The 26,683-nt window shown below is 56.1% G+C and carries 25 protein-coding genes; 7 read left to right on the top strand and 18 right to left on the bottom strand.

From position 1 onward, the window contains the following. Window positions 1-42 precede the first annotated feature (42 nt). From acs to actP, 3 genes are all read left to right on the top strand, one after another. Window positions 43-2,001, top strand: a complete 1,959-nt coding sequence (gene acs, locus ACWHWP_RS01975) for an acetate--CoA ligase (RefSeq protein WP_063429894.1) — start codon at window positions 43-45, stop codon at window positions 1,999-2,001. A gap of 134 nt (window positions 2,002-2,135) precedes the next feature. Next, the gene (locus tag ACWHWP_RS01970) at window positions 2,136-2,450 is read left to right on the top strand and encodes a DUF485 domain-containing protein (RefSeq protein WP_047345579.1); all 315 of its coding nucleotides are present in this window, start codon (window positions 2,136-2,138) and stop codon (window positions 2,448-2,450) included. Continuing rightward, a complete protein-coding gene (gene actP, locus ACWHWP_RS01965; RefSeq protein ID WP_447854960.1) occupies window positions 2,447-4,096 on the top strand; it encodes a cation/acetate symporter ActP in 1,650 nt (549 codons plus the stop codon). The genes ACWHWP_RS01970 and actP overlap by 4 nt, the downstream gene beginning before the upstream one ends. 32 nt (window positions 4,097-4,128) lie before the next feature. On the opposite strand, the gene ACWHWP_RS01960 is transcribed toward actP, so the two are convergent. Together ACWHWP_RS01960 and ACWHWP_RS01955 are read right to left on the bottom strand one after the other, a co-directional pair. Continuing rightward, window positions 4,129-4,818: an LrgB family protein gene (locus ACWHWP_RS01960; protein WP_447854959.1), complete on the bottom strand. Its 690-nt coding sequence runs from the start codon at window positions 4,816-4,818 to the stop codon at window positions 4,129-4,131. Beyond that, window positions 4,811-5,221 (bottom strand): CidA/LrgA family protein, encoded by a 411-nt coding sequence (locus tag ACWHWP_RS01955; protein ID WP_059312929.1) that lies wholly within the window; start codon window positions 5,219-5,221, stop codon window positions 4,811-4,813. Before ACWHWP_RS01955 ends, ACWHWP_RS01960 begins: the two co-directional genes overlap by 8 nt. Window positions 5,222-5,323: 102 nt before the next feature. Between ACWHWP_RS01955 and ACWHWP_RS01950 the strand changes: the two genes are divergently transcribed. Next, a complete protein-coding gene (locus ACWHWP_RS01950; protein WP_059312930.1) occupies window positions 5,324-6,226 on the top strand; it encodes a LysR family transcriptional regulator in 903 nt (300 codons plus the stop codon). Window positions 6,227-6,287: 61 nt separating this feature from the next. Here the strand turns inward: ACWHWP_RS01950 and ACWHWP_RS01945 are convergent, their stop codons facing one another. The 4 genes from ACWHWP_RS01945 to soxR all read right to left on the bottom strand — a co-directional run bounded on the left by ACWHWP_RS01945 (window position 6,288) and on the right by soxR (window position 11,227). Next, window positions 6,288-7,934: a Na+/H+ antiporter gene (locus tag ACWHWP_RS01945; protein WP_023334184.1), complete on the bottom strand. Its 1,647-nt coding sequence runs from the start codon at window positions 7,932-7,934 to the stop codon at window positions 6,288-6,290. 150 nt (window positions 7,935-8,084) lie between these two features. Further along, entirely contained in the window at window positions 8,085-9,434 is a 1,350-nt protein-coding gene (gene ghxP, locus ACWHWP_RS01940; RefSeq protein ID WP_047345583.1) for a guanine/hypoxanthine transporter GhxP, read from the bottom strand. A 294-nt stretch (window positions 9,435-9,728) separates the two neighbouring features. Beyond that, complete coding sequence (locus tag ACWHWP_RS01935; RefSeq protein ID WP_059312932.1) at window positions 9,729-10,400, bottom strand: glutathione S-transferase family protein; 672 nt, start codon at window positions 10,398-10,400, stop codon at window positions 9,729-9,731. A 368-nt stretch (window positions 10,401-10,768) separates the two neighbouring features. After that, complete coding sequence (gene soxR / locus ACWHWP_RS01930) at window positions 10,769-11,227, bottom strand: redox-sensitive transcriptional activator SoxR (protein WP_023331806.1); 459 nt, start codon at window positions 11,225-11,227, stop codon at window positions 10,769-10,771. A gap of 98 nt (window positions 11,228-11,325) precedes the next feature. On the opposite strand from soxR, the gene soxS reads away from it, so the two are divergent. Continuing rightward, on the top strand, window positions 11,326-11,652 hold the full coding sequence (soxS, locus tag ACWHWP_RS01925) for a superoxide response transcriptional regulator SoxS (protein ID WP_447854958.1): 327 nt from the start codon (window positions 11,326-11,328) through the stop codon (window positions 11,650-11,652). A 6-nt stretch (window positions 11,653-11,658) separates the two neighbouring features. Here the strand turns inward: soxS and ACWHWP_RS01920 are convergent, their stop codons facing one another. From ACWHWP_RS01920 to ACWHWP_RS01910, 3 genes are all read right to left on the bottom strand, one after another. Then, window positions 11,659-13,224, bottom strand: a complete 1,566-nt coding sequence (locus tag ACWHWP_RS01920) for an EAL domain-containing protein (RefSeq protein ID WP_047345585.1) — start codon at window positions 13,222-13,224, stop codon at window positions 11,659-11,661. A gap of 340 nt (window positions 13,225-13,564) precedes the next feature. After that, window positions 13,565-14,968, bottom strand: coding sequence for a GGDEF domain-containing protein (locus ACWHWP_RS01915; RefSeq protein WP_447854957.1), 1,404 nt, complete (start codon window positions 14,966-14,968; stop codon window positions 13,565-13,567). A gap of 173 nt (window positions 14,969-15,141) precedes the next feature. After that, the gene (locus ACWHWP_RS01910) at window positions 15,142-15,483 is read right to left on the bottom strand and encodes a hypothetical protein (RefSeq protein WP_145975139.1); all 342 of its coding nucleotides are present in this window, start codon (window positions 15,481-15,483) and stop codon (window positions 15,142-15,144) included. Here ACWHWP_RS01910 and ACWHWP_RS01905 point away from each other — a divergent pair. Continuing rightward, entirely contained in the window at window positions 15,461-15,742 is a 282-nt protein-coding gene (locus ACWHWP_RS01905; RefSeq protein WP_059312936.1) for a YjcB family protein, read from the top strand. The genes ACWHWP_RS01910 and ACWHWP_RS01905 overlap by 23 nt on opposite strands. A gap of 62 nt (window positions 15,743-15,804) precedes the next feature. On the opposite strand, the gene ssb1 is transcribed toward ACWHWP_RS01905, so the two are convergent. After that, window positions 15,805-16,332, bottom strand: coding sequence for a single-stranded DNA-binding protein SSB1 (gene ssb1 / locus ACWHWP_RS01900; RefSeq protein ID WP_047345589.1), 528 nt, complete (start codon window positions 16,330-16,332; stop codon window positions 15,805-15,807). 251 nt (window positions 16,333-16,583) lie between these two features. Between ssb1 and uvrA the strand changes: the two genes are divergently transcribed. Beyond that, window positions 16,584-19,406: an excinuclease ABC subunit UvrA gene (gene uvrA / locus ACWHWP_RS01895; RefSeq protein WP_047345590.1), complete on the top strand. Its 2,823-nt coding sequence runs from the start codon at window positions 16,584-16,586 to the stop codon at window positions 19,404-19,406. A gap of 2 nt (window positions 19,407-19,408) precedes the next feature. Here the strand turns inward: uvrA and ACWHWP_RS01890 are convergent, their stop codons facing one another. From ACWHWP_RS01890 to dnaB, 8 genes are all read right to left on the bottom strand, one after another. After that, window positions 19,409-19,762: an MmcQ/YjbR family DNA-binding protein gene (locus ACWHWP_RS01890; protein WP_059312938.1), complete on the bottom strand. Its 354-nt coding sequence runs from the start codon at window positions 19,760-19,762 to the stop codon at window positions 19,409-19,411. A gap of 2 nt (window positions 19,763-19,764) precedes the next feature. Continuing rightward, the gene (locus ACWHWP_RS01885) at window positions 19,765-20,181 is read right to left on the bottom strand and encodes a secondary thiamine-phosphate synthase enzyme YjbQ (RefSeq protein ID WP_059312939.1); all 417 of its coding nucleotides are present in this window, start codon (window positions 20,179-20,181) and stop codon (window positions 19,765-19,767) included. 113 nt (window positions 20,182-20,294) lie between these two features. Beyond that, window positions 20,295-21,008 carry an acid phosphatase AphA gene (gene aphA / locus ACWHWP_RS01880; protein ID WP_047345593.1) on the bottom strand — a complete coding sequence of 238 codons (714 nt, stop codon included), beginning with the start codon at window positions 21,006-21,008 and terminating at the stop codon, window positions 20,295-20,297. Window positions 21,009-21,276: 268 nt separating this feature from the next. Continuing rightward, window positions 21,277-22,470, bottom strand: a complete 1,194-nt coding sequence (tyrB, locus tag ACWHWP_RS01875) for an aromatic amino acid transaminase (RefSeq protein ID WP_059312940.1) — start codon at window positions 22,468-22,470, stop codon at window positions 21,277-21,279. Between the two features lie 75 nt (window positions 22,471-22,545). Next, complete coding sequence (locus ACWHWP_RS01870) at window positions 22,546-23,556, bottom strand: AAA family ATPase (protein ID WP_059312941.1); 1,011 nt, start codon at window positions 23,554-23,556, stop codon at window positions 22,546-22,548. Then, complete coding sequence (gene pnuC, locus ACWHWP_RS01865) at window positions 23,553-24,110, bottom strand: nicotinamide riboside transporter PnuC (RefSeq protein WP_447854956.1); 558 nt, start codon at window positions 24,108-24,110, stop codon at window positions 23,553-23,555. Before pnuC ends, ACWHWP_RS01870 begins: the two co-directional genes overlap by 4 nt. Window positions 24,111-24,132: 22 nt before the next feature. After that, window positions 24,133-25,212, bottom strand: coding sequence for an alanine racemase (alr, locus tag ACWHWP_RS01860; RefSeq protein WP_447854955.1), 1,080 nt, complete (start codon window positions 25,210-25,212; stop codon window positions 24,133-24,135). Between the two features lie 16 nt (window positions 25,213-25,228). Next, complete coding sequence (gene dnaB / locus ACWHWP_RS01855) at window positions 25,229-26,641, bottom strand: replicative DNA helicase (RefSeq protein WP_023310046.1); 1,413 nt, start codon at window positions 26,639-26,641, stop codon at window positions 25,229-25,231. Between the last annotated feature and the right edge of the window lie 42 nt (window positions 26,642-26,683).

The following is a 26,683-nucleotide window of genomic DNA, read 5'->3' as shown; positions in this document are numbered from 1 at the left end:
TTAGTGACATATTATTAACATCTTACAAGGAGAAAAAAAGCCATGAGCCAAATACACAAACATGACATTCCCGCAAATATCGCGGACCGTTGCCTGATCAACCCGGAGCAGTACCACGAGAAATATCACCAGTCTATCACCGCTCCGGATACCTTCTGGGGTGAGCAGGGCCATATCCTTGACTGGATCAAACCTTATCAGAAGGTGAAGAATACCTCCTTTGCGCCCGGTAACGTCTCCATTAAATGGTATGAAGACGGCACGTTGAACCTGGCGGCGAACTGCCTTGACCGTCACCTTGCGGAGCGCGGGAATGAGACGGCCATCATCTGGGAAGGCGATGATGCCTCGCAGAGCAAACATATTACGTATAAAGAATTACACCGCGACGTGTGCCGCTTCGCCAATGTCCTGCTGGAAAGAGGCATTAAAAAAGGCGATGTGGTCGCTATCTATATGCCGATGGTGCCGGAAGCGGCGGTGGCGATGTTGGCCTGCGCGCGTATTGGCGCGATCCACTCCGTTATCTTTGGCGGTTTCTCACCCGAAGCGGTTGCAGGGCGTATTGTTGATTCCAGTTCAAAACTGGTGATCACCGCCGATGAAGGCGTGCGTGCAGGACGCGGTATCCCACTGAAGAAAAACGTCGACGAAGCGCTGAAAAACCCGAACGTCAACACGGTCAGCAGCGTTATCGTCCTTAAGCGTACCGGCGGCAAAATCGACTGGAACGAGGGGCGCGATCTGTGGTGGAGCGACCTGATTGAGAACGCGAGCGACCAGCACCAGCCGGAAGAGATGAACGCGGAAGATCCGCTGTTCATTCTTTATACCTCCGGTTCGACCGGCAAGCCGAAAGGCGTGCTGCACACCACCGGCGGTTATCTGGTCTATGCGGCAACCACCTTCAAATACGTCTTCGACTACCATCCGGGCGACATCTACTGGTGTACCGCCGACGTGGGCTGGGTGACCGGGCACAGCTACCTGCTGTACGGCCCGCTGGCCTGTGGCGCAACAACGCTGATGTTTGAGGGCGTGCCAAACTGGCCGACCCCGGCGCGGATGTGTCAGGTGGTCGACAAACATCAGGTCAATATTCTCTACACCGCCCCAACGGCGATCCGCGCATTAATGGCGGAAGGCGATAAAGCTATCGAAGGAACCGACCGCTCTTCGTTACGTATCCTCGGTTCCGTCGGCGAGCCGATCAACCCGGAAGCCTGGGAGTGGTACTGGAAAAAAATCGGTAACGAGAAATGCCCGGTGATGGACACCTGGTGGCAGACCGAAACCGGCGGCTTTATGATCACCCCGATGCCGGGCGCCACGCAGCTGAAAGCTGGCTCGGCAACCCGTCCGTTCTTCGGCGTGCAGCCTGCGCTGGTGGATAACGAAGGTAATCCGCTGGAAGGGGCCACCGAAGGCAACCTGGTGATCACAGACTCCTGGCCGGGCCAGGCCCGTACCCTGTTCGGCGACCACGATCGCTTCGAGCAGACCTACTTCTCGACCTTTAAAAACATGTACTTCAGCGGCGACGGCGCGCGTCGTGACGAAGATGGCTATTACTGGATAACCGGACGCGTGGACGACGTGCTGAACGTCTCCGGCCACCGTCTGGGCACGGCTGAGATTGAATCAGCCCTCGTGTCGCATCCGAAGATTGCCGAAGCCGCCGTGGTGGGGATTCCGCACAACATCAAAGGCCAGGCGATTTACGCGTACGTCACCCTGAACCACGGGGAAGAACCGTCGCCAGAGCTGTACACCGAAGTGCGCAACTGGGTCCGTAAAGAGATTGGCCCGCTTGCCACGCCGGACGTGCTGCACTGGACTGATTCGCTGCCGAAAACCCGCTCCGGCAAAATCATGCGTCGTATCTTGCGCAAAATCGCGGCCGGGGACACCAGCAATCTCGGTGATACCTCAACGCTCGCGGATCCTGGCGTGGTGGACAAACTGCTCGAAGAGAAGCAGGCCATCGCAATGCCTTCATGATTTTTTCTCCCTCTCCCCGTGGGAGAGGGCCGGGGTGAGGGCATCAGACCGCACCTTCCTCCCCTCACCCTAACCCTCTCCCCATAGGGGAGAGGGGATAAAACAAACCAACCTTACCTCTGGAGATTTCTGTGATGAATAACGATATTTGTCAGCAGATAGAGAATAGTGCGCACTACAGGGAGCTCGTCGATAAACGGCAACGGTTTGCCTTCTTACTATCCATCATCATGCTGATTATCTACGTCGGCTTTATTATGCTGATCGCCTTTGCCCCGCACTGGCTGGGCACCCCGCTGCACGCGGGTACCAGCGTGACGCGCGGTATTCCCATCGGCATTGGCGTGATTGTCATTTCATTTGTGCTGACCGGCGTTTACGTCTGGCGCGCGAACGGTGAATTCGATCGTCTTAATAAAGCGGTACTGCAAGAGGTAAAAGCGTCATGAAGCGAGTCCTGACAGCGCTAGCCGCCACACTTCCCTTTGCCGCCAGCGCGGCGGATGCCATTACCGGCGAAGTACAGCGCCAGCCAACTAACTGGCAGGCGATTGTGATGTTCCTGATTTTCGTCCTGCTGACGCTGTACATCACCTACTGGGCGTCGAAACGCGTGCGCTCCCGTAATGATTATTACACCGCAGGCGGCAACATTACCGGTTTCCAGAACGGGCTGGCGATTGCGGGTGACTTTATGTCCGCAGCCTCGTTCCTTGGGATTTCTGCGCTGGTGTACACCTCCGGCTATGACGGTTTGATCTACTCCCTCGGCTTCCTCGTCGGCTGGCCGATCATTCTGTTCCTGATTGCCGAACGCTTGCGCAACCTGGGCCGTTACACCTTCGCTGACGTGGCATCCTATCGCCTGAAGCAGGGGCCGATTCGCACCCTCTCCGCCTGCGGCTCGCTGGTGGTGGTGGCGCTGTATCTGATTGCCCAGATGGTGGGCGCGGGCAAGCTTATCGAACTGCTGTTTGGCCTGAACTACCACGTCGCGGTGGTGCTGGTCGGCGTGCTGATGGTGATGTACGTCCTGTTTGGCGGCATGCTGGCGACGACCTGGGTGCAGATCATCAAAGCCGTCCTGCTGCTGTTCGGCGCCAGCTTTATGGCCTTTATGGTGATGAAACACGTCGGCTTCAGCTTCAATAACCTGTTTACCGAAGCGATGGCGGTCCACCCGAAAGGGGAAGCGATCATGAGCCCGGGCGGGCTGGTGAAAGATCCGATATCCGCGCTCTCTCTCGGTCTCGGCCTGATGTTCGGCACCGCGGGTCTGCCGCATATCCTGATGCGCTTCTTTACCGTGAGCGATGCGCGTGAAGCACGTAAAAGCGTCTTCTATGCCACCGGCTTTATGGGTTACTTCTACATTCTGACCTTTATCATCGGCTTTGGCGCGATCATGCTGGTGGGGGCGAACCCGGCGTTTAAAGACGCGGCGGGCGCGTTGATTGGCGGTAACAACATGGCGGCGGTGCACCTGGCCGACGCGGTTGGCGGTAACCTGTTCCTCGGCTTTATCTCCGCCGTGGCCTTCGCCACCATCCTCGCGGTGGTTGCAGGGCTGACGCTGGCAGGCGCGTCTGCGGTGTCGCATGACCTCTACGCCAACGTGATCCGTAAAGGGGCAAGCGAACGTGATGAGCTCAAAGTCTCTAAAATCACCGTACTGGTGCTGGGCGTGGTCGCCATTCTGCTGGGCATCCTGTTCGAGAAGCAGAACATCGCGTTTATGGTGGGGCTGGCCTTCTCGATTGCCGCAAGCTGTAACTTCCCGATCATCCTGCTCTCCATGTACTGGTCGAAACTGACCACCCGTGGGGCGATGATTGGCGGCTGGCTGGGGCTGCTGACGGCGGTGATCCTGATGATTCTGGGTCCGACCATCTGGGTGCAGATCCTCGGTCACGCCAGCGCCATCTTCCCGTACGAATACCCGGCGCTGTTCTCTATCGCCGTGGCGTTCATCGGTATCTGGTTCTTCTCGGCGACCGACAACTCGCCGGAGGGTAACCTGGAGCGCGAGAAATTCCGCGCCCAGTTTATTCGTTCACAAACCGGTCTCGGCGTTGAGCAGGGCCGCGCGCACTAAGCCTTTCTCCCCGGTCATTCTGGCCGGGGAGCTTAAAACATCACCCACGCCACCAGCGGTGCAATCAGCACCATCACCACGCCTGAGAGCATCATCACCAGGCTCGCGACAACGCCCTCTTGCTGACCCAGCTCATACGAACGTGCCGTGCCCGCGCCGTGCGATGCCGCGCCGAACCCTGCCCCTTTCGCCATCCCTTCCCGAATAGAAAGCCGCAGAAAGAGCATATCGCCGACCGCCATCCCAAAGACGCCCGTCACCACCACAAACAGCGCCACCAGATCCGGCTGCCCACCGAGCGGTTTGGCCGCCGCCAGCGCAAACGGCGTGGTCACCGAGCGCACGGCGAGGCTGCGCTGAATTTCATCGGACAAGGTAAACAGCCGCGCCAGCCAGACAGAGCTACAGACCGCCACCACCGTCGCGGTGACAACGCCCGCGCTGAGCGACATCCAGTGGCGTTTGATAATATTCAGGTTGTCATAAACGGGGACGGCAAAGGCGATGGTCGCCGGGCCGAGCAGCCACAGCAGCCAGTGGGATTCACCAATGTAGTTCTGCCAGGAGATATGGCCGAAGACCAGCATCAGCACCAGCAGGATCGGCGTGAAGACCAGCGGCATCAGCGGCAGGGCATGAAAGCGGCGATAAAGCCGCTTGTTGGCGAAGTAGATGACCAGCGTTGCAACCAGGCACAGGACGCTTATCTGAAAGTTAGTCATGCTTCTGCCTGCTGATTTCAAAGCGATAGACTTTATCCACCACCCAGGCGGTCGCCCCCAGCACCATCAGCGTACTCAGCGCAATGACCGCGAAGATGCGCCATCCGTCGACCATCAGCAGCTGCGCGTAGTTCACTACCGCTACTACGGCAGGGACAAAGAACAGCAGCATCTCCGCCAGCAGCCAGCGCGCCCCGGCGCGTACCCAGTTAAGGGGGATCACGCGGCAGAGGATGAGCGTCAGCATCAGCAGCATCCCCACCAGGTTGGCAGGCAGCGGCAGATGGAGCCAGCCGACAAGATATTCAGCGAAAACAAACAGTCCCGCGTAGAGCAGTACCTGAACCGGTACCTGGAGTCGTTGAACAACGGCAGGCGTAACACGGCTTAACGCCACGGCCATGGGGGTTTTCCTCAAAAATGAGACGAGGCGCCAGTATAGAGAGCGCACGGTGTGGACTGAAATGAATTAAAATCATCAAAGGTATAGTTTCGAGGAATAATCATGGACATAAGAACGCTGCGCTATTTTGTCGAAGTGGTTCGCCAGCAAAGTTTTACCCGCGCAGCGGAGAAGTTGTTTGTTACCCAGCCCACCATCAGCAAGATGCTGAAAAACCTCGAAGATGAACTGAACTGTACCCTGCTGCTCCGCGACGGGCGCAAGCTGTTGCTGACCGATACCGGACGCGTGGTGTTTGAACGCGGGCTGGCGATTCTGGCGGAGTTTCGCCAGCTGGAAGCGGAGCTGGACGATATCAACCATCTGACCAAAGGAGTGCTTCGCCTCGGCATTCCACCGATGGTGGGAATGATGATGGCCGGGCCGATTAGTCTGTTTCGCCAGCGCTATCCCGGCGTTGAGCTGAAGATTTCGGAGTTTGGCGGGTTAACCGTCCAGCAGGCCGTTACCAACGGCGAGCTCGACGTCGCCATGACCGCCCTCCCCGTTGAGGAAGAGAGCGGTCTGGCGACGCTCCCGCTCTTTAGCCACCCGCTGTGCGTGCTGGTTCCCCGCTCCGGCGACTGGCTGAAAAGAGACGCGGTCAAGCCTGAACTGCTCGGCGAGCACCCTCTGCTGATCTACAACGAAGACTTCGCCCTCAGCCGCCAGCTGATGACGCTATTTAATCAACATAACGTGAAGCCGCGCATTGCGGTGCGCAGCGGCCAGTGGGATTTCCTGGCAGCGATGGTGCAGGCAGGCGTGGGGATTGCCATTCTGCCGCAGCCGATATGCGAGCGTCTGGATAAAAACACGCTGCGCTGGATCCCGCTGGAGAGCGACCTGCACTGGCAGTTGGGGATGATCTGGCGTGAAGGGGTCTATTTGTCGCACAGCGCGCAGGCGTGGTTGCAGTGTTGTGAGGGGTTTTGGATTTCCCCTCACCCTAACCCTCTCCCATAGGGAGAGGGAACCGATCGAGCACGTAGGCCCGGTAAGCGCAGCGCCACCGGGCAAAAGCGCGTTACTGATTCTCTATCAACAGCGCTTCCAGCAGATCCAGATCGTGCAGCAGCTTTTGCAGCGTCTCGTTGCTGATCTGCCGCGTGGCGCGCAGATGGTACAGCTCGGCACGCTCTGAGCGCAGCGCTGCCAGACGGAACCGGCGTTCCAGGTTCTCCTCCTGCAGCGAGCTTTCCACATCGTTACGCCCGTCTGCGCGGCGACGCAGGTTACCAATCACGCGGGAGCTGACCTCTGTCAGCAGCTGATTATCGATGTTCTCTTCCGCATCCGCGGCCAGGCGCTCTTCCATTTTCTGAATTGCGACAATCGCCACTTCGGCGGTGGCCGCACGCGCTATGCGCTCTTCTTTGTGCTGCTGGGTCGAATCACCCGCGTCGATATGCTGCAGCAAAATCGGCAGCATAATCACGCCGACAAACAGGGAGAACAGAATCACGCCCGCCGCCAGGAACACCAGCTCGTAGCGCGCCGGGAAGACATCGCCCGTGGGCAGCAGCAGCGGAATGGAGAGCACACCGGCAAGGGTGATTGCCCCGCGGACGCCGGCAAAGGAGGCAATCAGCAGCTCACGCGTTGTCCACGAGCCGAACTCCATCGGCTTTTTCTTCAGGAAGCGTACGCTGAAGTTTTTCATCGTCCACAGCCAGCCGAAACGCACCAGCATCAGCGCCAGGTAGATCAGCACGACGTCGGTAAACAGCATCCAGACCTCAACGTTCGGGTCGGCTTCGGCCGCCACCAGCGAGGATTCCATAATGCCCGGCAGCTGCAGGCCCAGCAGCAGGAACACCATGCCGTTAAAGACAAATTCCAGCATTGCCCAGGTGCTGTTGGCTCGCAGGCGCATGGCCAGCGGCGCGCGGCGCATTACGCCGGAGCGGGTGATGGTCATCCCTGCCGCAACCGCCGCCAGGATGCCCGACACGCCAATATGTTCGGCAATAAGATAGGAGGCAAACGGCAGAAGGAACAGCAGTACGATCTGCGTAGCGGGCTCATCACCGCCCCAGCGGCTGAGGAAGCGCAAAGAGCGACCGTACAGCCAGCTCACCACGAAGCCCGCCAGGATACCGCCAATGGCCACCTTAAAGAACTCCAGGGTCGCGCCGCCGACGGTAAAGACCATCGTGCCCATGGCAACGGCCACGGCAAATTTCAGGGCGACCAGGCCGGAGGCGTCATTCATCAGCGCCTCACCCTGTAAAATCCCCATAATTTTCTTCGGAATACGGCCTTCACCCACAATGCCGGAAAGCGCCACGGCATCGGTCGGCGACAGCACGGCGGCAAGCGCGAAGGCCGGAATTAACGGGATGCCCGGTACGGCCCAGTAGATGAGAAAACCAATCCCGACCACGGTGACCACCACCAGCGCCAGCGCCAGGCCGAAGATCTCTCGTCCGTGTTCAAGGAACTCGCGCGTCGGCGTTTTCCAGCCATCGGCAAACAGCAGCGGCGGGATAAACAGCACGAGGAACAGTTCCGGGTCGAACTCAACGTGCAGGCCAAACGTCGGCCACGCCAGCAGCGCGCCGATGGCAATTTGCATTAATGGCAGGGGGACCTGAAAGGGCAGTACGCGTGTAACCACCCCGGATAGCGAGACCACAAGGGTCATGATGAGTATTGTGAAGAAGATTTCCATGCGTTCCCTGTTTGCTGTGTTGCTTATGTACTACGGAAGGCGTCGTGCCTTTCATTCTATCTTCCTCAGAGTAACGTAAAAGGCAACAGGATGAGTCCGGAAAATAAAAACGGGCGGCCTGAGCCACCCGTTTTCGCATCAAAGGACAATTTAGATTGCCCAGCCGCCCGCGTAGAACGCCACCAGCGCAACGGCGATGACCACGGTGCCGACGTTCAGCTTGCGCCACTCGCCGGAGACCAGACGACCAATCACCAGCGACGCGAAGCCGATCATAATGCCGGTAACGATGTTACAGGTCAGCACGATAAAGACCGCGGTAATCAGGCCAGACATGGCGTCCACGAAATCCGCAAAGTCGATTTTCGCCACGTTGCTCAGCATCAGCAGGCCAACGTACATCAGCGCCGGTGCGGTCGCATACGCCGGAACCAGGTAGGAGAGCGGAGAGAGGAACAGAATAAGCATGAACAGCACGCCGACGGTGATCGCCGTCAGGCCGGTTTTACCGCCTGCCGCCGTTCCCGCTGCGGACTCGATGTACACTGCCGCAGGGGCCGCGCCCACCAGGCCAGAGAAGACGCTGCTCAGGGAGTCGGTGGTCAGCGCTTTGCCGCCATCAATAATCTGGCCGTCTTTATCCAGCAGGTTTGCCTGACCCGCGACCGCACGAATGGTGCCCGTCGCGTCAAATACGGCGGTCATCACCAGCGCCAGCACGCTTGGCAGGATCACCGGGTTCAGCGCGCCAACGATATCCAGGCTGCCAATCAGGGAGTTGCCTTTGTCATCGCTCAGCGACGGCATAGCGAAAATACCGGAGAAGTGGACGTTCGGATCGAAAATCAGGCCGACAATGGAAACGCCGATAATGGTCAGCAGAATGCCGCCCGGGACTTTCAGTTTTTCCAGACCGATAATCACCGCCAGGCCGATCAGCGACATGATCACCGGGAAGCTGGCGAAATGACCCAGCGCCACCGGCAGACCTTCCAGCGGGTTCTTGATGACCAGGCCGACGCCGTTAGCGGCGATCAGCAGCAGGAACAGGCCGATGCCGATACCGGTACCGTGCGCCACGCCCTGCGGCAGGTTGCGCAAAATCCAGCTACGGATGCCGGTCGCTGAAATAACGGTAAACAGCACACCCATCAGGAACACGGCGCCCAGCGCAACCGGTACGCTGATGTGCTGGCCCAGCACCAGGCTGAACGCGGTAAAGGCGGTCAGGGAGATAGCGCAACCAATCGCCAGCGGCAGGTTCGCCCACAGGCCCATCACGATAGAGCCCACGCCGGCCACCAGGCAGGTCGCTACAAAGACGGCCGCTGGCGGGAAGCCCGCTTTGCCCAGCATGCCCGGCACAACGATGACGGAGTAAACCATCGCCAGAAACGTTGTCAGACCGGCAACGATTTCCTGGCGCACGGTGCTGCCGCGAGCCGAAATTTTAAACATGGCGTCAAGTGAACCGCCGGTACGCGCAGATGGCGTAGACATAGAAAACATCCCCTGAGTTTTTTTTAGGAAGTTCGTAAGCGAGGTGGAGACGCCACTGCCAGCTAAACGTCAAATCCTTGTGTTGCGTTTGCGACGAAAGGGCGTCACAAAAAAAGCAAACGTTTAGCTCCGCACTTACAAACGGGTGGTCAAATTAAGGCAAACGATTATCTAGCCTAATACCCGCCCTTTTCAACTGAACTTTATCGTTTTTCGCTAAAATTCGCTTATGACGCTGAAGAAATAAACAGAGGATGCGCAAACGTTATCGTCTATGCGCAATTTGTTTACATTTCAATCCTCACCCGGGATAGATAACGGGCCGCCCTGTTGCAGCGTTTTTTGCCAGCCAGGGCTGTTCTCAACCTTTGTCTTCCATGCCTGAATATGCGGCAGATTAGCGATACCGCCGCGTGCCAGCAGGGCAAAAATCGGGAAGCTCATCTGAATGTCGGCCATGCTGAGCGAATCCCCGGCAAACCAGCTGTTTTCAGCAAGATGTGACTCAATAAAGCGCGCATGGGTTTCCAGCTGACGGTTGAGATACGCTTTCTGCACCCCCTGTCCCAGCGCTTTGCCCAGGGTTCTGATACCAAACGGCACGGGCGGCTTGCCGAGGCTATTGAAAACCAGCTTCATCAACAGCAGCGGCATTAGCGATCCTTCAGCATAATGCAGCCAGAAGCGGTACTGCACCTTATGTGCCGGATCTAACGGCTTAAGCCGTGACTCGGCATCGTACGTTTCCTGCAGGTACTCCAGAATAGCGCCTGACTCCGCAAGGATCAGCCCGTTATCTTCGATGACCGGTGATTTGCCCAGCGGATGCACTTTTTTGAGTGACTCAGGCGCCAGCATGTTCTTTTCGCGCTGGTAGTGAACGATCTCATAAGGCAGGGCGAGTTCTTCCAGCGCCCAAATTACGCGGTGCGAACGAGACTGGTTGAGGTGGTGTACCGTGAGCATGGTTTTCTCCTGTTATTCATACTTTTTAACTATAGAAAATCGAACAACACCGCGAAAAAATTTCGTCTAAAAAAGGGCGAGCGCGGCTGGCGAAAAAACGGGTCTTGCTTAGAATTAAAGTGTCAGCACAATCCGGAACCTCCCCAACCCGCTCGACATGAGGGGTGCTGACGTCGGGGGAAACCCTCCCGTGAACCAGCGGGATAGAGTGAAAGACAAAGACCGGGAAAAACTAAAGCGCCCTTATGTGGCGCTTTAGTTCTTTATTATGCTTTTTGCCGGGTGACGCTTCGCTTACCCGGCCTACGTTCTGGGTTTTGTAGGCCGGGTAAGGCGCAGCCGCCACTCGGCAAACAGGCCGCAAAGACTCAATCCTCTTCCAGCAACCGCGCCCCTGTCCCCTGCTCGCCCAGCCGGTCTCCCGGGTTACGCAGCGGACAATCGCTACGGGACAAACAGCCGCAGCCAATACAGCCATCCAGCTCGTCGCGCAGGGCAACCAGCGTATGGATACGCCTGTCCAGCTCTTCACGCCACTGGGATGACAGCTCCTTCCACTCTTTCGGGCTCAGCGTATGCCCTTCCGGCAGCACGCCAAAGGCTTCGCCAATGGTGGCCAGGGGAATTCCGATTCGCTGCGCAATTTTGATAATCGCTACGTAGCGGAGCACGTCGCGGGTGTAGCGACGTTGGTTTCCCCCGTTACGGATGCTCTTGATTAACCCTTTGCTTTCATAGAAGTGGAGAGCCGACACGGCAACGCCGCTTCGCTTTGCCACTTCACCGGGAGTTAATAGCGCTTTAATTCGCGGCAATCTCTTTTCCATAAAACCCCTTTACCTCAAGTTAACTTGAGGAATTATACTCCCCCGCAGAGAAAACGACGAATTAACCGAGATAGTTGTATCTACAGAGGGGCAACCTTATGTCGCATCAGCAGATTATTCAGTCACTTATTGAATGGATTGATGAACATATCGACCAACCGTTAAACATTGATGTGGTCGCGAAAAAGTCGGGCTATTCGAAATGGTATTTACAGAGAATGTTCCGCACGGTTATGCATCAGACGCTGGGGGAGTACATTCGTCAGCGCAGGCTGTTGCTGGCGGCGCAGGCGTTACGCTCAACGCAGCGGCCGATTTTTGATATCGCGATGGATCTTGGCTATGTATCGCAACAGACCTTTTCCCGCGTGTTTCGCCGCGAGTTTGACCGCACGCCGAGCGATTATCGCCACCAGCTGAATTAAGCGTTCTCAGTGCAAAGGTTGCTGCTGCCAGGTCATAAATTCCTGGGGCGGCATCGCTTTCGCGAAGTGCCATCCCTGACAATACTGGACGCCGCGCTTCAACAGCCAGCTTACCTGCTCTGCCGTCTCGACCCCTTCCGCAATGGTTTTAAGCCGCAGGCTTTGGGCCATCTCGATAATATGCTCGGCGATCAGGTGGCTGGTACTGTTGGTCGTTAAGGTATCGATAAACGATTTATCGATTTTCAGAATATCCACGTTCAGCGAATAGAGGTTGTGCAGGTTCGAGTAGCCGGTACCGAAGTCATCGATCGCGACTTCATAACCCGCCTGGCGGAAAGCCTGAATCACCGGCGTGGTTTTTGGCACATCGATAAAACCGCGTTCCGTCACTTCAATTTTGATTTGCTGCGCGCGTACGGCGTAGTGGCGGGCCTTGTCAGAAATCATGGCGATCAGCCGCGAGGAGTGGAAATCCGTGGCCGACAGGTTGACCGAAATATAGAGATGCGGATGCTCGGCCAGGAAATGGCCCAGATCGCTGAACACCTCCTCAACGACATAGTCCGTAATCCGCTCGCTCATGCCCTCTTTTTCCGCCAGCGGAATAAACTCGGCCGGGCTCATCACCTGCCCGTTAAAACCGGGCCAGCGTAACAATGCCTCCGCACCCACACACTGATTATTTTTGATATCAATAATTGGCTGATAGTGAACGCAAAGCTGCCGTTTGTTCAGCGCCCGGTGCAGCAGGCGCCCCGGCGAATTAAGCTCGCGATGGGTACGCGACCAGACCAGCAAAATAATAATGCTGCAGATCATACCCAGCGGCAGCGTTAACGTCGCCTGATGATAAAGCGTTTCATAAAAGCGTTTATTTGATGTCGACACAATAGCCGCGATAGGTCTTTTGGGCGATTTTACGACCGTATAAAAGCGGTTATCTTTTTGAAATACCGATTCCTTATCCCGAATCATCGAATTTAATAAAGAAATATTGGCTTTCGGGCTGACGGAAAAGAACGCATTGGTTACCGTGTCGTACACTCCCCACGAGAGAGAATGATCCGCGGACATGACTTCGCTGTATGAAAGCGGATTGACGACCACCACATAATTTCCACGCTGCATATATGTCATTTTATAGCCAGTATAAAATGGGGTATCGCGATAATAATAGATAGCGACGTCAGGTTTGCGCGTGTAATTAGCGACGGGAATGGCGTAAGGTTGATCCGGTGTAAAAACGGTCGAACAAAGAAAATTCTGACCTTCCGCATAAATTAAATCGGCAACAAACAGCCGGCCACGAACAACGTTCAACATATATTGACGGTGTCCCGGCGTACAACGCTCACCCTGATATTTTTCAGCCTCGTCGCGGGCCAGATCAACCTGCTGAATAACCAGCTCGGTCTTGTCTAAAGCCAGTTCAGCAAATGTGCGTAGCTGGGCGCTTGTTTCAGATACGGCTCTAAGCTGGGCAAACCATAGCGCAAGCATCACCGGCAGCATAACTACCATGATGATCCCTACCACCCTGAGCATCTTGCGCCGCGCGCTACGATTCATTTCCCGCCCTATATCCCTGCATGTTGTACGCCTGTAGTAATGAAGGCCGGATGCTTTGTTAAACAGGTGATTACGTTGCATGAATCATGCGAAGTTAGCAACTGACTTTTAGTATTAAAAATCTTAAATTTCGTTATGACGATAATATTTTCCCGTAAGTGAAACTGTAAGTATTCGTTCCGTTTCAATTAAGGAAAATAATTATCCAGCCCGCCAGGGCTGGTGGGAAGATAACACAACAGACGATCGTTGATTAAGCCAAACTTGTGACAGCGCGAAAAAAGCACAGCGTTACTATGACATATCACGCTATTTGTTCGGGCGTATTTTGTTCGTTGATTTATAAATAATCAGCCGCCACTACCGTTTTTCCTCGCCCCGTATGCTTGGCTTCATATAATGCTTTATCGGCGCGCCTCAGTAAGGCTGAAGAATCCCGCTGTTTCCCGCTGACTTCCACGACCCCGGCACTAAACGACAGCGACAGTTTTCTCTCACCCACTATCAGCGGGTTGGTTTCCAGAACGGTGCGCAGCCTGGCGGACAGGCGCGCAGCGCCACTGCCGTCGGTTTGCGCCAGCAGGAGCAAAAACTCTTCGCCTCCCACGCGCCCTAATGCTGAGTCTGAGGGGGCGAGCTCGCGGACAGAATTACAGAAGTGAATAAGCGCCGCATCCCCCACCGGGTGTCCCCATTCATCGTTGATCTGCTTGAAAAAATCCAGATCAAACATCAGGACACAAAAATGGCTGTTAACCTCCTGCCCGGCACTGGCCGCCAGCGCATGCTCCAGCTGCTGCAAAATCGCCGAACGGTTGAAGCAGCCGGTAAGATCGTCAGTGGTGGCTTTTACCTCCAGCTGCTGCTCGGCTTTTTTCCGCTCGGTAATATCCAGCCCAATATTAAGGATGGAGTTGTCCGGCAACAGAATATTTGACCACAGTACCGTCAACGGGGTGCCGTCTTTACGTAGCGGATGCCACTCATACATATCCTTAAGGGGTGAGACGTTGACCGACTCTCTTACCCGCCGCCGCTCTTCGGGGTCGGGATAAAACAGCGAAAGCGGATCGGCATGTTCAGCGATCTCCGCCATCGTCCAGCCGAACACTTTTTCACATTCGGCATTCCACAGCACGCAGCGGTTAAATTTGTCGAAAGAGTTCATTAAAACCGGGGCGCGTTCAAAGAGGGTTTTATATTGCGTTACGACGCGCTGCATTTCCTGCGCGGTTTTTTCACGGGCAATGATTTCCGCAAAATAGTCTTTTAATTTTTCGACCAGCACTACGACGATATTTTTCAGAATCGGCAGAGAATAGAGTCTTTCATTAAATGCTAAAAAGAAATAGCCGCTGCAGCGCCAGTTATGGGTTGAAAGCTTGCACAGCACACCGCTTTGCAGTTGCGCATAGCCGGGATGCTGAGGAGGAAATAGCGCGCGACCAATATTCTCTTTCCAGTAGACCACTCGCCACGAACGATGGTGCCGCTGGAGAAGAGAATCCGCAAGGAAATCGGCCACCTCGAAGGAATGGCAGGTCATCTCCCCGGCGCAGACCACGCGCTGCAGCCCGTCATCCCCGTTAACGCTTACCCAGGCAAGACTAGCTCCCAGCGTGCGGCTGATGGTTTCCAGCATATCGGCCAGAGAACATTGAGCATGGTGCTGGGGCATCAGTTTTGCCAGCGCATGTAGCGCCTGCATGCTGTCATTAACAATCTCACGTCGGTTTTCTTTCATTTTTTTTCGCTGATTATCAGGCGATAAACCGGACGCAACTTTCTTCAGATTCGAAAAATCGACAAACCAACGCGGCAGGCTGAGTCTCAGCGCGGCGAATTAAAAACAACGTTGTGTGTAATTAAAGAGGTACAAATAAATAAAAAAACAATAAAATTCAAAAACCTGAAAGGTTAGCTGCGAGTAAAATTAATTGTCCACTCAAGCATAAGCCATAGGAATATTGCTGTAAACGTTGTACATGACGCCCGCTTTTGCATCAGTTTTGCTATCTCAATGAATTCATTATAAAGAGTGCGGGAAAAGGGATCTTGGCCTGCAAAGATATATTTTCTCTCAGGCGCGCACTGATTATAGGTAGCGATAAAAACCCCATTTTTCAACAGTCCGGCACTGGCGAATAAAACAGCAATCGTGATATAGTTCACAAATCTTATGTAACGAAAAAGCTCTGTTTCATTCAGTTCGTCTGTTTTGTAGAGGATGGGTTTTATGGCAACCATTACTACCAGCATGGTTCTTCTGCGCTGGCCTTTGTTGAGTGCGGTGCTGATGTTTTTAGCCAGCACGCTGAACATCCAGTTTCGTAAATCTGACTACGCGGGCCTTGCTGTTATCAGCACGCTGTTGGGGCTGGGTGCGGCCTGCTGGTTTGCCACGGGTCTGCTTGGCATTACCCTGCTGGATATGACCGCCGTCTGGGAAAATATCAAAGTAGTGATGGTTGAGGCGATGAGCCATACGCCACCGGACTGGCCGATGGTCATTACCTGATCCCTTCTGGCATAAAAAAACCCAGACCATAGTCTGGGTTTTTTGTTTTTACGCGCTGGATATCAGAACGGAATGTCGTCGTCGAAATCCATTGGCGGTTCGTTAGATGGGGCCGGAGCCGACTGCTGCTGCGGACGAGACTGCGCGCCGCCGCTGAACTGGTTGCCGCCCTGTGGCTGCTGAGGCTGACCCCAACCGCCCTGCTGCTGGCCGCCACCTGCTGGTGCCGCGCCACCGCCCTGACGGCCACCCAGCATCTGCATGGTGCCGCCGACGTTAACCACGACTTCAGTGGTGTACTTCTCAGCGCCGGACTGATCGGTCCATTTGCGGGTACGCAGCTGGCCTTCGATATAGACCTGAGAACCTTTACGCAGATATTCACCGGCCACTTCCGCCAGTTTGCCAAACAGCACAACGCGGTGCCATTCGGTCTGCTCTTTCATCTCACCGGTCGCTTTATCACGCCAGGATTCGGAAGTAGCCAGCGTAATGTTGGCAACTGCGCCACCACTCGGCATGTAGCGTACTTCCGGGTCCTGGCCCAGATTACCGACGAGAATCACCTTGTTTACGCCTCTGCTGGCCATGTTCGTGTCTCCTGAATACGTTTCTTAATAGTGTAAACGCGCGAGTGTACCATTTCCACGCGTCAATTTGCATAGTTGCGTAGCAGGTTCAGAAATCTCCCGCGAACTCGACATTGTTACACAGCCAATCGGAAAATGCATTCCAATACTGTATATTCAAACAGGTCAAATTGTGTCATAATTAGCCGTTTCTGACAGCCGTTTGTCCTTCAAACAAACCAGGCAATCCGTGTTCCAACCGGGAAAGGTGAATGGATAAGATCGAAGTTCGGGGCGCCCGCACCCACAATCTCAAGAATATCAACCTCATAATCCCTCGCGACAAACTCATTGTCGTGACCGGGCTTTCGGGGTCAGGCAAATCCTCACTGGCTTTCGACACTTTGTATGCCGAAGGACAGCGTCGTTACGTTGAATCACTCTCTGCGTACGCGCGTCAGTTCCTGTCGCTGATGGAAAAACCGGATGTCGACCACATTGAAGGGTTGTCCCCTGCGATCTCTATTGAGCAGAAGTCCACCTCGCACAACCCGCGTTCAACGGTCGGTACCATCACCGAAATTCATGACTACCTGCGTCTGCTGTATGCCCGCGTGGGCGAGCCGCGCTGCCCGGACCACGACGTCCCGCTGGCAGCACAGACCGTGAGCCAGATGGTGGATAACGTGCTGTCGCAGCCGGAAGGCAAACGCCTGATGCTGCTGGCACCGATCATTAAAGAGCGTAAGGGCGAGCACACCAAAACGCTGGAAAACCTGGCAAGCCAGGGCTATATCCGCGCCCGTATCGACGGCGAGGTGTGTGACCTGTCCGATCCGCCAAAGCTGGAGCTGCAGAAGAAGCACACTATTGAAGTGGTGATTGACCGCTTTAAGGTGCGTGACGATCTCGCCACGCGTCTGGCGGAATCCTTCGAGACGGCGCTGGAACTCTCCGGCGGCACGGCCGTGGTCTCCGACATGGACGACCCGAAAGCGGAAGAGCTGCTCTTCTCCGCCAACTTTGCCTGCCCGATTTGCGGCTACAGCATGCGCGAGCTGGAACCGCGCCTGTTCTCGTTCAACAACCCGGCGGGCGCCTGCCCGACGTGTGACGGCCTGGGCGTTCAACAATATTTCGACCCGGACCGCGTGATCCAGAACCCGGAGCTGTCGCTGGCGGGCGGTGCCATTCGCGGCTGGGATAAGCGTAACTTCTACTACTTCCAGATGCTGAAATCTCTGGCGGAGCACTATAAGTTCGACGTGGAAGCCCCGTGGGCCAGCCTGAGCCCGAACGTGCACAAAGTGATTCTGTTCGGTTCCGGCAAAGAGAACATCGAGTTCAAGTACATGAACGATCGCGGCGATACCTCCGTGCGTCGTCACCCGTTCGAAGGGGTGCTGCACAATATGGAGCGCCGCTACAAAGAGACCGAATCCAGCGCGGTGCGCGAAGAGCTGGCGAAATTCATCAGCAACCGCTCCTGCGCCACCTGCGAGGGCACGCGTCTGCGTCGCGAAGCGCGCCACGTGTTTGTGGAAAACACGGCGCTGCCGACCATCTCAGACATGAGCATCGGCCACGCGATGGACTTCTTCAATAACCTGAAGCTGTCCGGTCAGCGCGCCAAAATTGCCGAAAAAGTGCTGAAAGAGATTGGCGACCGCCTGAAGTTCCTGGTTAACGTCGGCCTGAACTACCTGACGCTTTCCCGTTCGGCAGAGACCCTCTCCGGCGGTGAAGCCCAGCGTATCCGTCTGGCAAGCCAGATTGGCGCGGGCCTGGTGGGCGTCATGTACGTGCTGGATGAGCCGTCCATCGGCCTGCACCAGCGCGACAACGAGCGTCTGCTCGGCACCCTGGTTCACCTGCGTAACCTCGGTAACACGGTGATTGTGGTCGAGCACGATGAAGATGCGATCCGCGCGGCTGATCACGTCATCGACATCGGCCCAGGCGCTGGCGTGCACGGCGGCCAGGTCGTTGCTGAAGGTACGCTGAAAGACATTATGGCGGTGCCTGAATCCCTCACCGGCCAGTACATGAGCGGCAAGCGCAAAATTGAGGTACCGAAGCAGCGCGTAGCGGCAGATCCGGAAAAAGTGCTTAAGCTGACCGGGGCGCGAGGCAACAACCTGAAAGACGTCACCCTGACGCTGCCGGTTGGCCTGTTTACCTGTATTACCGGCGTGTCCGGTTCAGGTAAATCGACGCTGATCAACGATACCCTGTTCCCGATTGCGCAGACGGCGCTCAACGGCGCAACGCTCGCCGAACCGGCACCGTACCGCGACATTCAGGGGCTGGAGCATTTCGATAAGGTTATCGACATTGACCAGAGCCCGATTGGCCGTACTCCGCGCTCTAACCCGGCGACCTATACCGGCGTCTTTACGCCCGTACGTGAACTCTTTGCTGGCGTACCGGAATCACGTTCACGCGGGTACACGCCTGGACGTTTCAGCTTCAACGTGCGTGGCGGACGCTGTGAGGCCTGCCAGGGTGATGGCGTGATCAAGGTGGAGATGCACTTCCTGCCGGATATCTACGTGCCGTGCGACCAGTGCAAAGGCAAGCGCTATAACCGTGAAACGCTGGAGATTAAGTACAAAGGCAAGACCATTCACGAAGTGCTGGACATGACCATCGAAGAGGCGCGCGAGTTCTTTGACGCCGTCCCTGCGCTGGCGCGCAAGCTGCAGACGCTGATGGACGTCGGTCTGACCTACATTCGCCTGGGCCAGTCCGCCACAACGCTGTCAGGCGGTGAAGCGCAGCGCGTGAAGCTGGCGCGTGAGCTCTCCAAACGCGGCACCGGCCAGACGCTGTATATTCTGGATGAGCCGACCACCGGTCTGCACTTTGCCGATATTCAGCAGCTGCTTGAGGTGCTGCATCAGCTCCGCGATCAGGGCAATACCATCGTGGTCATCGAACACAACCTGGACGTGATTAAAACCGCGGACTGGATTGTCGATCTCGGCCCGGAAGGCGGTAGCGGCGGCGGTGAAATCCTCGTCTCCGGTACGCCAGAGACCGTTGCAGAGTGCGAAGCCTCGCACACTGCACGCTTCCTCAAACCGTTGCTGTAACGTCACACGGAGAGTTGCTGTCGGGTCACTTCCGGCAGCAACTCAACCGCCTGCTTATAAGATGCATCGACCAGATAGTAAATTTGCGAGCCTGGCAGCGACCCGTCAAGATAGACGGTGCTCCAGTGGGCTTTATTGAGATGCTGGCTTGGCCGGACGTCATGGTGCTGCTGGCGTAACAAATCGGCCAGTTCCGGGCTGGTTTTCAGCGACGCCGCCGGACGCCCCTCAACCTCTTTCACCATCGCAAACAGCACGTCCCCCACTTTAATCTGCGTGGCCTTCCAGTCGCTATGAACGCTCTGCTCCGCGCCCGGTTTACTCATGCAGTACTGAAGTAGCTCCGAAATTGTCATCTTTATTCCCCTTGTAGCGTGGCAATAATTTTACGCGAACCACCGTGAATGCGATGCTCTCCCAGCCAGATCCCCTGCCATGTTCCCAGCATTAGCTGCCCATTGCGTACCGGCAGCATCAGCGATACGCCCAGCAGAGAAGATTTGATGTGCGAAGGCATGTCATCGTCGCCCTCATAATCATGCTCGTAAGGTGCATTGTCCGGGACGGCCTTCAGAAAATGGTGCTCCATGTCAGACCGGACGGTGGGATCGCAATTTTCATTAAGCGTGAGAGAGGCAGACGTGTGCTGAAGCAGCAGATGCAGCAAACCCGTTTTAACCCGCGACAGGTCGCGGATCTGCCCGATGACTTCATCCGTCACCAGGTGAAATCCGCGTGGTTTAGCGCTTAAGGTCAGGGTCTGTTGATACCACATGTGCTGCTCCGTAATGAAAGATGAATCTTTCTAAGTGTGCAGCAAGAAGGCGAAAGGTAAAACCCGCCGCGACGAGATTTGCTTAAAAAAGAGTCAAACCCGCCGCCTGCGGTTTAATACTCAGAGTTCACAATGACCTCTTCGCCAAACTTTCCGGCCATCGGCAGCGGGCGATACGTCGAGTTAGAGGCGCGTAACACTCTGATCCCTCTCACACCCACATCATGCGCGGCGGTGATGTCATTATCTGAATCGCCGTAGAACACTTTGATATTTTTCTTTTCCAGCCACTGGGTTTTGGTGTTTTGACCTTCTTTGTCACCCGCAAAAATCACCGGATTCATGCTGGTCGCCGGGATGAGAAAATCATCCTGCAGCGTTTTAGAGACGGTTTCGGTTTTGGTCTCGCTGCGTCCGGTAACGAAGTAAATGCTGTCGCCGCGCTTCACGTGCATGGCGATAAGCGCGCGGGCCACCTCTTTCGGGATGCTGAATTCGTCCCAGCCGTTGTTCATTTTTTCCCAGAATTCCGGGTTCTTCAGATACGCTTCGCTGTCGGGCGAATACATTTTTTTGCCGCGCCAGAAGCCCGGGCTGGAGAAGAGAACGGTATCGTCAATGTCGAAGCCCACGGCCATTGGCGGGCGTCCCATCAGGCTGTTTTCGATTTGGGCCACGGAAACCCAGTGAATGGGAGCCTGCTCGGCAAGGATCGCGGCGGTGGTGCCGGTGTAAAGCGGCGTGGGTGCAGAAGCACGCGCCACGACAGCACTGTTAAGCGAGAACAATAAGCAGGCGGCGCTGAGCGCCAGTGTGATCTTGCGCATATTTTCCCCTGAATATTCAGTTTGTTATCGTTTTATTTTGAGCGATTGGTCAAAAAACTCTCCGACCATAACCCCAGCGGGAGATGAAGGGAAGGAGTTTTTACTTATGAGGCTGAATAAAAAGAATAAGATCACAAAGCGCAGAAGAAACGTGTAGGCCCGGTAAGCGAAGCGCCACCGGGCAATGATTGGCACCGGTGCTAACAAAGAAGCCGGGTGGCGGCTGCGCCTTACCCGGCCTACATATAACACGCAAGTAAGTGAGTGCTTACATTACAGCGGCAAACGCCTGCGCCACGCGATGAACGTTGCTGGCATTCAGGCCCGCCACGCACATACGTCCGCTGGCAATCAGGTAGACGCCGAACTCTTCACGCAGGCGATCGACCTGGGCGGCGCTGAGGCCAGTGTAGCTGAACATCCCGCGCTGCTTAAGCAGGTAGTCGAAATTGTGCCCCGGCACGGCCTCTTTCAGTACGTTAACCAGTTCCTGACGCATCGACAGAATGCGCTTGCGCATGGATTCCACTTCGGCAAGCCAGCTGGCTTTCAGCTGTTCATCACCAAGAACCGTGGCCACCACCTGCGCACCAAAGTTTGGCGGGCTGGAGTAGATGCGGCGCACCGTCGCCTTCAGCTGACCCAGCACGCGGCCGGCGGCTTCGGCGTCCTCACACACCACGGACAGGCCCCCAACGCGTTCACCGTACAGGGAGAAGATTTTAGAGAAAGAGTTACTCACCAGTACAGGGAGACCGGCGCTGGCAACGGCGCGAATCGCGTAGGCATCTTCTTCCATACCCGCGCCAAAGCCCTGATAGGCGATGTCGAGGAATGGGATCAGGTTGCGCGCCTTCAGTACCTCGATCACGGCATCCCACTGGGCATTCGTGAGGTCCGCACCGGTCGGGTTATGGCAGCACGGATGCAGCAGGACAATGCTGCGCTCCGGCAGGGTGTTCAGTTTTTCCAGCAGCGCTTCAACGCGCACGCCGTTGGTTTCGCTGTCGAACCATGGATAGGTCGCCACCTTAAAGCCTGCGCCTTCAAAAATCGCAACGTGGTTTTCCCACGTTGGGTCGCTGACCCACACGCCCGAATCCGGGAAATATTTTTTCAGGAAGTCGGCCCCCACTTTCAGCGCACCCGAGCCACCCAGCGTCTGGATAGTCGCCACGCGTTTTTGCGCCAGCACCGCGTGATCGGCGCCAAACAGCAGAGGTGCAATGGTGCTGCGGTAAGAATTTAACCCTTCCATCGGCAGGTACAGCGATGCGCCGTGTGGAGCGGCGTTCAGACGCGTTTCTGCTTCAGCTACGGCTTTCAACTGAGGAATAATGCCGTCCTCGTTGTAATACAGACCAATGCTGAGGTTCACTTTGTCGCTGCGAGGATCTTCTTTGAAACGCTCCATTAAGGAGAGAATAGGGTCGCCGGCATAGGCGTCAACTTTCTGAAACACGCGATGGTTCTCCGGAATTCGATGAGGCAGGAATTTCAACAATAAACCGGAAGCGGGAGAAGGTCGAGAGCGATATCAGCCCGGCCACGAGATATGTTGGCAAATTTGCTCTATGCGCCCAGACAACGAACCCCGTATGCGCAAAAAGGGGATCTTTCGCTGCGTTAGCTCTGCTTCATACCATGCCTGCTGTCGACGGCGAAACGCCTCGCCTTGCCGTGTGCCATCCTGCACAAAAGGAAATTCATCGCCGCAGAGTACGACCAGAGCGTAGTCTCGTTCGGCTAACGCCATGAGCTCCTGCGGTGCGCTGCCGAACTGGTCGAGCGTATAGAACAGGGTGGTTAAAGGCGAGGTATCACACACCAGGTACGGAGCGGTGCAGGCTAATTCCTCTCTGCGCACCTGCTCCCGGGCGATATGCAGCAGATCGTCCTTCTCCAGCACGCCGTTCTTCGCCTCCCAGTGTTCACGGCCAAACTCTGCAACGTACGGAACGTTCAAGGTCTGTGAGAGGGCCCGGGAAAGCGTGCTTTTGCCCGTCGATTCGCCGCCTAATAAGCAGATACGAAATACAAAGCTGCGATAAACCTCCGGGGACATCATCTGACGGTAGCGGTGAACATCAGAGCGTATGCGTGTTCCCGACGGGGCTTCCGGCCCCTGTGGCCGCTGAAGACGTATGTGTGTAACCGGCAGCCCGAAACGCTGGCTCAACACTGCGGCAAAGCCGTCACCGTAGTCTTCGGCGGTAAATACCGCCCGTGGCTGACAATGCAGAACGTCTTCACACAGCGTGGCAACGTAATGACGATGCAGATCGGCGTCAGCGTCGTTCGGTGGGGGCGGCGCAATAGCGTAAGACGCCATCACCTGCGGAGAAAGCACAAGATGGCGGCATTGTGGGAAGCGCATCTGTAGCCAGTGAAGCCGTTTTTCGGGCTCGTAACCGCGTATTTCCGGCACCGAATAGCTAATGACAAAGACCGTCTCGCACTGCTCAAGAGCCGCATTGATAAGCGCTTCATGACCTGAATGCAAAGGTGCGAATTTGCCCACAACCAGGCCGCTGGCATAACGCTTCACTGCGCGCGGATCTCCTTACGCCATTGATACAGTCCATGCCAGGCATTAAACCAAAACAGCAGATATAACCCGGCGGTCAGATGCAGGTCCCGCATCGCATACAGCGGTACCGCCAGCGTGTTGACGGCAATCCAGACGTACCAGTTTTCCAGTCGTCGTCCCATCAGCATAAACTGAGCAAGAACGCTGAATGTTAAAATGATGGAGTCCAGCCAGGGAGCCCAGGCATTGGTGTAGAGATGCAGTATCAGTCCGTACACCGCCGCCACGCTCATGGCGCAGGCCAGGAGAATAAAAAAATGCCCCGGTCTGGTACGCCGAACGGGCAATACGTCCCCGCGATTGCCTCTAAGCCAGTGCAGCCAACCGGTTATGCTCGTGATAATGAAGAAGAACTGAAGCGTAACGTCAGCGTAAAGCTGCACTGAATAAAAGACCCACGCGTAAAGCCCGCAGCCTATGATGCCAACCCACCACGTGTGGATGTTATTTCTGGCGGCCAGCCAGACGGAGAGCGCGTAGGCCAGACAGGCGGCGATTTCTGAAGGGGACATTATCCTTCCCTGGAATAAAATGTTAGTCGATGTACTTCATCGCCACCCGTGACGTCAGGCGCGTGATAAGTTCGTAAGCACTCACTTTCGTGATTTCAGCAATGCGTTCAACAGGCAAACCCTCGCCCCACAGCACTACATCGTCGCCGGGCTTATCCTGGGCTTCAGGTCCCAGATCGACGCAAATCATGTCCATCGCCACGCGGCCAACAATCTTCACCTCGCGACCGTTGACCAGAACCGGCGTACCCGACGGCGCTGCGCGCGGATAACCGTCGCCATAGCCCATCGCCACGACGCCGAGACGGGTATCGCGCTCGCTGGTCCAGGTACCGCCGTAACCCACCGGCTCACCCGCTTTGTGTTCACGCACGGCAATCAGGTTAGAAACAAGGGACATTACCGGCTTGAAGCCCAGGTCAGGTCCCCAGGGCTTGTTCTCCAGGGGCGACACGCCGTAAAGAATGATGCCCGGGCGAGCCCAGTCAAAGTGCGACTGGGGCCACAGTAAAATACCGCCGGATGCCGCCAGAGACCGCCTCCCCGGCTTGCCTTCGCAGAAGGTAGTAAAGATATCCAGCTGCCGCTCGGTCTCGCCGCACTCGGGCTCGTCGGCGCGGGCAAAGTGGCTGACAATATTCACCGGCTGGCGCACGTTTTTGCACTGGCACAAACGCTGATAAAACGCCTCCGCGTTTTCCGGTCGCACGCCCAGACGGTGCATGCCCGTATCGAGCTTCATCCACACGGTTACCGGCTCGCTCAGCTCCGCGGTTTCGAGCGCGGCGAGCTGCTCTTCGTTATGCACCGCCGTGTGAAGATGCTGGTCAGCAATGGTCGGCAGATCCGTGGCTTCGAAAAAGCCTTCCAGCAGCAAAATAGGTTGAGTAATTCCCCCCGCGCGCAGGCGGAGAGCTTCTTCAAGACGGGCGACGCCAAAGGCGTCGGCATCGGGGAGCGTTCGCGCGGTCTCAAGAAGACCGTGTCCGTAAGCGTTCGCTTTCACGACTGCAACGAGCTTGCTGGCGGGTGCCAGTTCACGCAGACGTTGCAGGTTGTGTCGCAGAGCGCGGCGGTTAATAACAACAGTTGCCGCTTGCATTTGAATTCCTTAGAAATTACTCATCATCATATTGAGGACCGGCATAGTTGTCGAAACGCGACCACTGTCCGTTAAAGGTCAGACGTACCGTCCCGATCGGGCCGTTACGTTGTTTACCAATAATAATCTCGGCGATCCCTTTCAGGTCACTGTTCTCGTGATAAACCTCATCACGGTAGATAAACATGATTAAGTCGGCATCCTGCTCGATGGAGCCGGATTCACGCAGGTCGGAGTTGACCGGACGCTTGTCGGCACGTTGTTCCAGGGAGCGGTTAAGCTGCGACAGCGCTACCACCGGCACGTGCAGCTCTTTGGCTAAGGCCTTGAGCGAGCGTGAAATCTCCGCAATTTCCAGCGTACGGTTGTCGGAAAGCGACGGGACGCGCATCAGCTGAAGGTAGTCGATCATGATAAGGCCGATGCCGCCGTGTTCACGAGCGATACGACGCGCGCGGGAACGGACTTCCGTCGGCGTCAGGCCGGAGGAGTCATCAATATAGATGTTACGTTTTTCCAGCAGAATGCCCATGGTGCCGGAGATGCGCGCCCAGTCTTCATCGTCGAGCTGGCCGGTACGGATGCGTGTCTGATCCACGCGGGACAACGACGCCAGAGAACGCATCATAATCTGCTCGGAGGGCATCTCTAGACTGAAGATGAGCACCGGCTTATCCTGCAACATCGCCGCGTTTTCCACGAGGTTCATCGCAAATGTCGTTTTACCCATCGACGGACGCGCCGCGACGATAATCAAATCCGACGGCTGCAGGCCAGCGGTTTTCTTGTTGAGATCGTCATAGCCGGTGTTTACCCCGGTCACACCGTCGTGCGGCTGCTGGAACAGCTGTTCGATACGGGCAACGGTGGCATCGAGGACATCAGCGATGTTTTTCGGGCCTTCGTCTTTGTTCGCGCGGCTTTCGGCGATTTTAAAGACGCGAGACTCGGCAAGGTCGAGCAGGTCTTCGCTGGTACGCCCCTGCGGATCGAACCCGGCTTCGGCGATCTCGTTCGCCACCGAGATCATTTCGCGGACGACGGCACGTTCGCGCACGATGTCCGCATAAGCGCTGATGTTCGCCGCACTAGGCGTATTTTTTGACAGTTCCGCCAGATAGGCAAATCCGCCGCAGCTGTCGAGTTGCCCCAGACGCTCCAGCGATTCCGCGAGCGTGATCAGGTCGATTGGGCTGCCCGACTCCTGCAGACGCGCCATTTCGGTAAAGATGTGGCGGTGCGGACGGGTGTAGAAATCTTCCGCCACGACGCGCTCGGCGACGTCGTCCCAGCGTTCGTTATCCAGCATTAAACCGCCCAACACCGACTGTTCCGCTTCAATCGAGTGCGGCGGGACTTTTAACCCTGCGACCTGGAAATCACGCTCGCGAGGTTCAGTCTGTTTGTTGAAGGGTTTGTTTCCTGCCATAGTGAATGGAGTTACCGAGATAAAGAAGTGGGTCGAAAGATT

This window comes from Enterobacter sp. WI-ESBL-E8 (assembly GCF_053364895.1).
Note: the sequence above shows the minus strand (reverse complement) of the source record. Positions and strands in the feature narration are given on the sequence as shown.

What these genes read in the sequence shown, in the direction of transcription:
- acs (WP_063429894.1), top strand. Translation starts at nt 43, where the DNA reads ATGAGCCAAATACACAAACATGACATTCCCGCAAATATCGCGGACCGT.
- ACWHWP_RS01970 (WP_047345579.1), top strand. Translation starts at nt 2,136, where the DNA reads ATGAATAACGATATTTGTCAGCAGATAGAGAATAGTGCGCACTACAGG.
- actP (WP_447854960.1), top strand. Translation starts at nt 2,447, where the DNA reads ATGAAGCGAGTCCTGACAGCGCTAGCCGCCACACTTCCCTTTGCCGCC.
- ACWHWP_RS01960 (WP_447854959.1), bottom strand. Translation starts at nt 4,818, where the DNA reads ATGACTAACTTTCAGATAAGCGTCCTGTGCCTGGTTGCAACGCTGGTC.
- ACWHWP_RS01955 (WP_059312929.1), bottom strand. Translation starts at nt 5,221, where the DNA reads ATGGCCGTGGCGTTAAGCCGTGTTACGCCTGCCGTTGTTCAACGACTC.
- ACWHWP_RS01950 (WP_059312930.1), top strand. Translation starts at nt 5,324, where the DNA reads ATGGACATAAGAACGCTGCGCTATTTTGTCGAAGTGGTTCGCCAGCAA.
- ACWHWP_RS01945 (WP_023334184.1), bottom strand. Translation starts at nt 7,934, where the DNA reads ATGGAAATCTTCTTCACAATACTCATCATGACCCTTGTGGTCTCGCTA.
- ghxP (WP_047345583.1), bottom strand. Translation starts at nt 9,434, where the DNA reads ATGTCTACGCCATCTGCGCGTACCGGCGGTTCACTTGACGCCATGTTT.
- ACWHWP_RS01935 (WP_059312932.1), bottom strand. Translation starts at nt 10,400, where the DNA reads ATGCTCACGGTACACCACCTCAACCAGTCTCGTTCGCACCGCGTAATT.
- soxR (WP_023331806.1), bottom strand. Translation starts at nt 11,227, where the DNA reads ATGGAAAAGAGATTGCCGCGAATTAAAGCGCTATTAACTCCCGGTGAA.
- soxS (WP_447854958.1), top strand. Translation starts at nt 11,326, where the DNA reads ATGTCGCATCAGCAGATTATTCAGTCACTTATTGAATGGATTGATGAA.
- ACWHWP_RS01920 (WP_047345585.1), bottom strand. Translation starts at nt 13,224, where the DNA reads ATGAATCGTAGCGCGCGGCGCAAGATGCTCAGGGTGGTAGGGATCATC.
- ACWHWP_RS01915 (WP_447854957.1), bottom strand. Translation starts at nt 14,968, where the DNA reads ATGAAAGAAAACCGACGTGAGATTGTTAATGACAGCATGCAGGCGCTA.
- ACWHWP_RS01905 (WP_059312936.1), top strand. Translation starts at nt 15,461, where the DNA reads ATGGCAACCATTACTACCAGCATGGTTCTTCTGCGCTGGCCTTTGTTG.
- ACWHWP_RS01910 (WP_145975139.1), bottom strand. Translation starts at nt 15,483, where the DNA reads ATGCTGGTAGTAATGGTTGCCATAAAACCCATCCTCTACAAAACAGAC.
- ssb1 (WP_047345589.1), bottom strand. Translation starts at nt 16,332, where the DNA reads ATGGCCAGCAGAGGCGTAAACAAGGTGATTCTCGTCGGTAATCTGGGC.
- uvrA (WP_047345590.1), top strand. Translation starts at nt 16,584, where the DNA reads ATGGATAAGATCGAAGTTCGGGGCGCCCGCACCCACAATCTCAAGAAT.
- ACWHWP_RS01890 (WP_059312938.1), bottom strand. Translation starts at nt 19,762, where the DNA reads ATGACAATTTCGGAGCTACTTCAGTACTGCATGAGTAAACCGGGCGCG.
- ACWHWP_RS01885 (WP_059312939.1), bottom strand. Translation starts at nt 20,181, where the DNA reads ATGTGGTATCAACAGACCCTGACCTTAAGCGCTAAACCACGCGGATTT.
- aphA (WP_047345593.1), bottom strand. Translation starts at nt 21,008, where the DNA reads ATGCGCAAGATCACACTGGCGCTCAGCGCCGCCTGCTTATTGTTCTCG.
- pnuC (WP_447854956.1), bottom strand. Translation starts at nt 24,110, where the DNA reads ATGTCCCCTTCAGAAATCGCCGCCTGTCTGGCCTACGCGCTCTCCGTC.
- alr (WP_447854955.1), bottom strand. Translation starts at nt 25,212, where the DNA reads ATGCAAGCGGCAACTGTTGTTATTAACCGCCGCGCTCTGCGACACAAC.
- dnaB (WP_023310046.1), bottom strand. Translation starts at nt 26,641, where the DNA reads ATGGCAGGAAACAAACCCTTCAACAAACAGACTGAACCTCGCGAGCGT.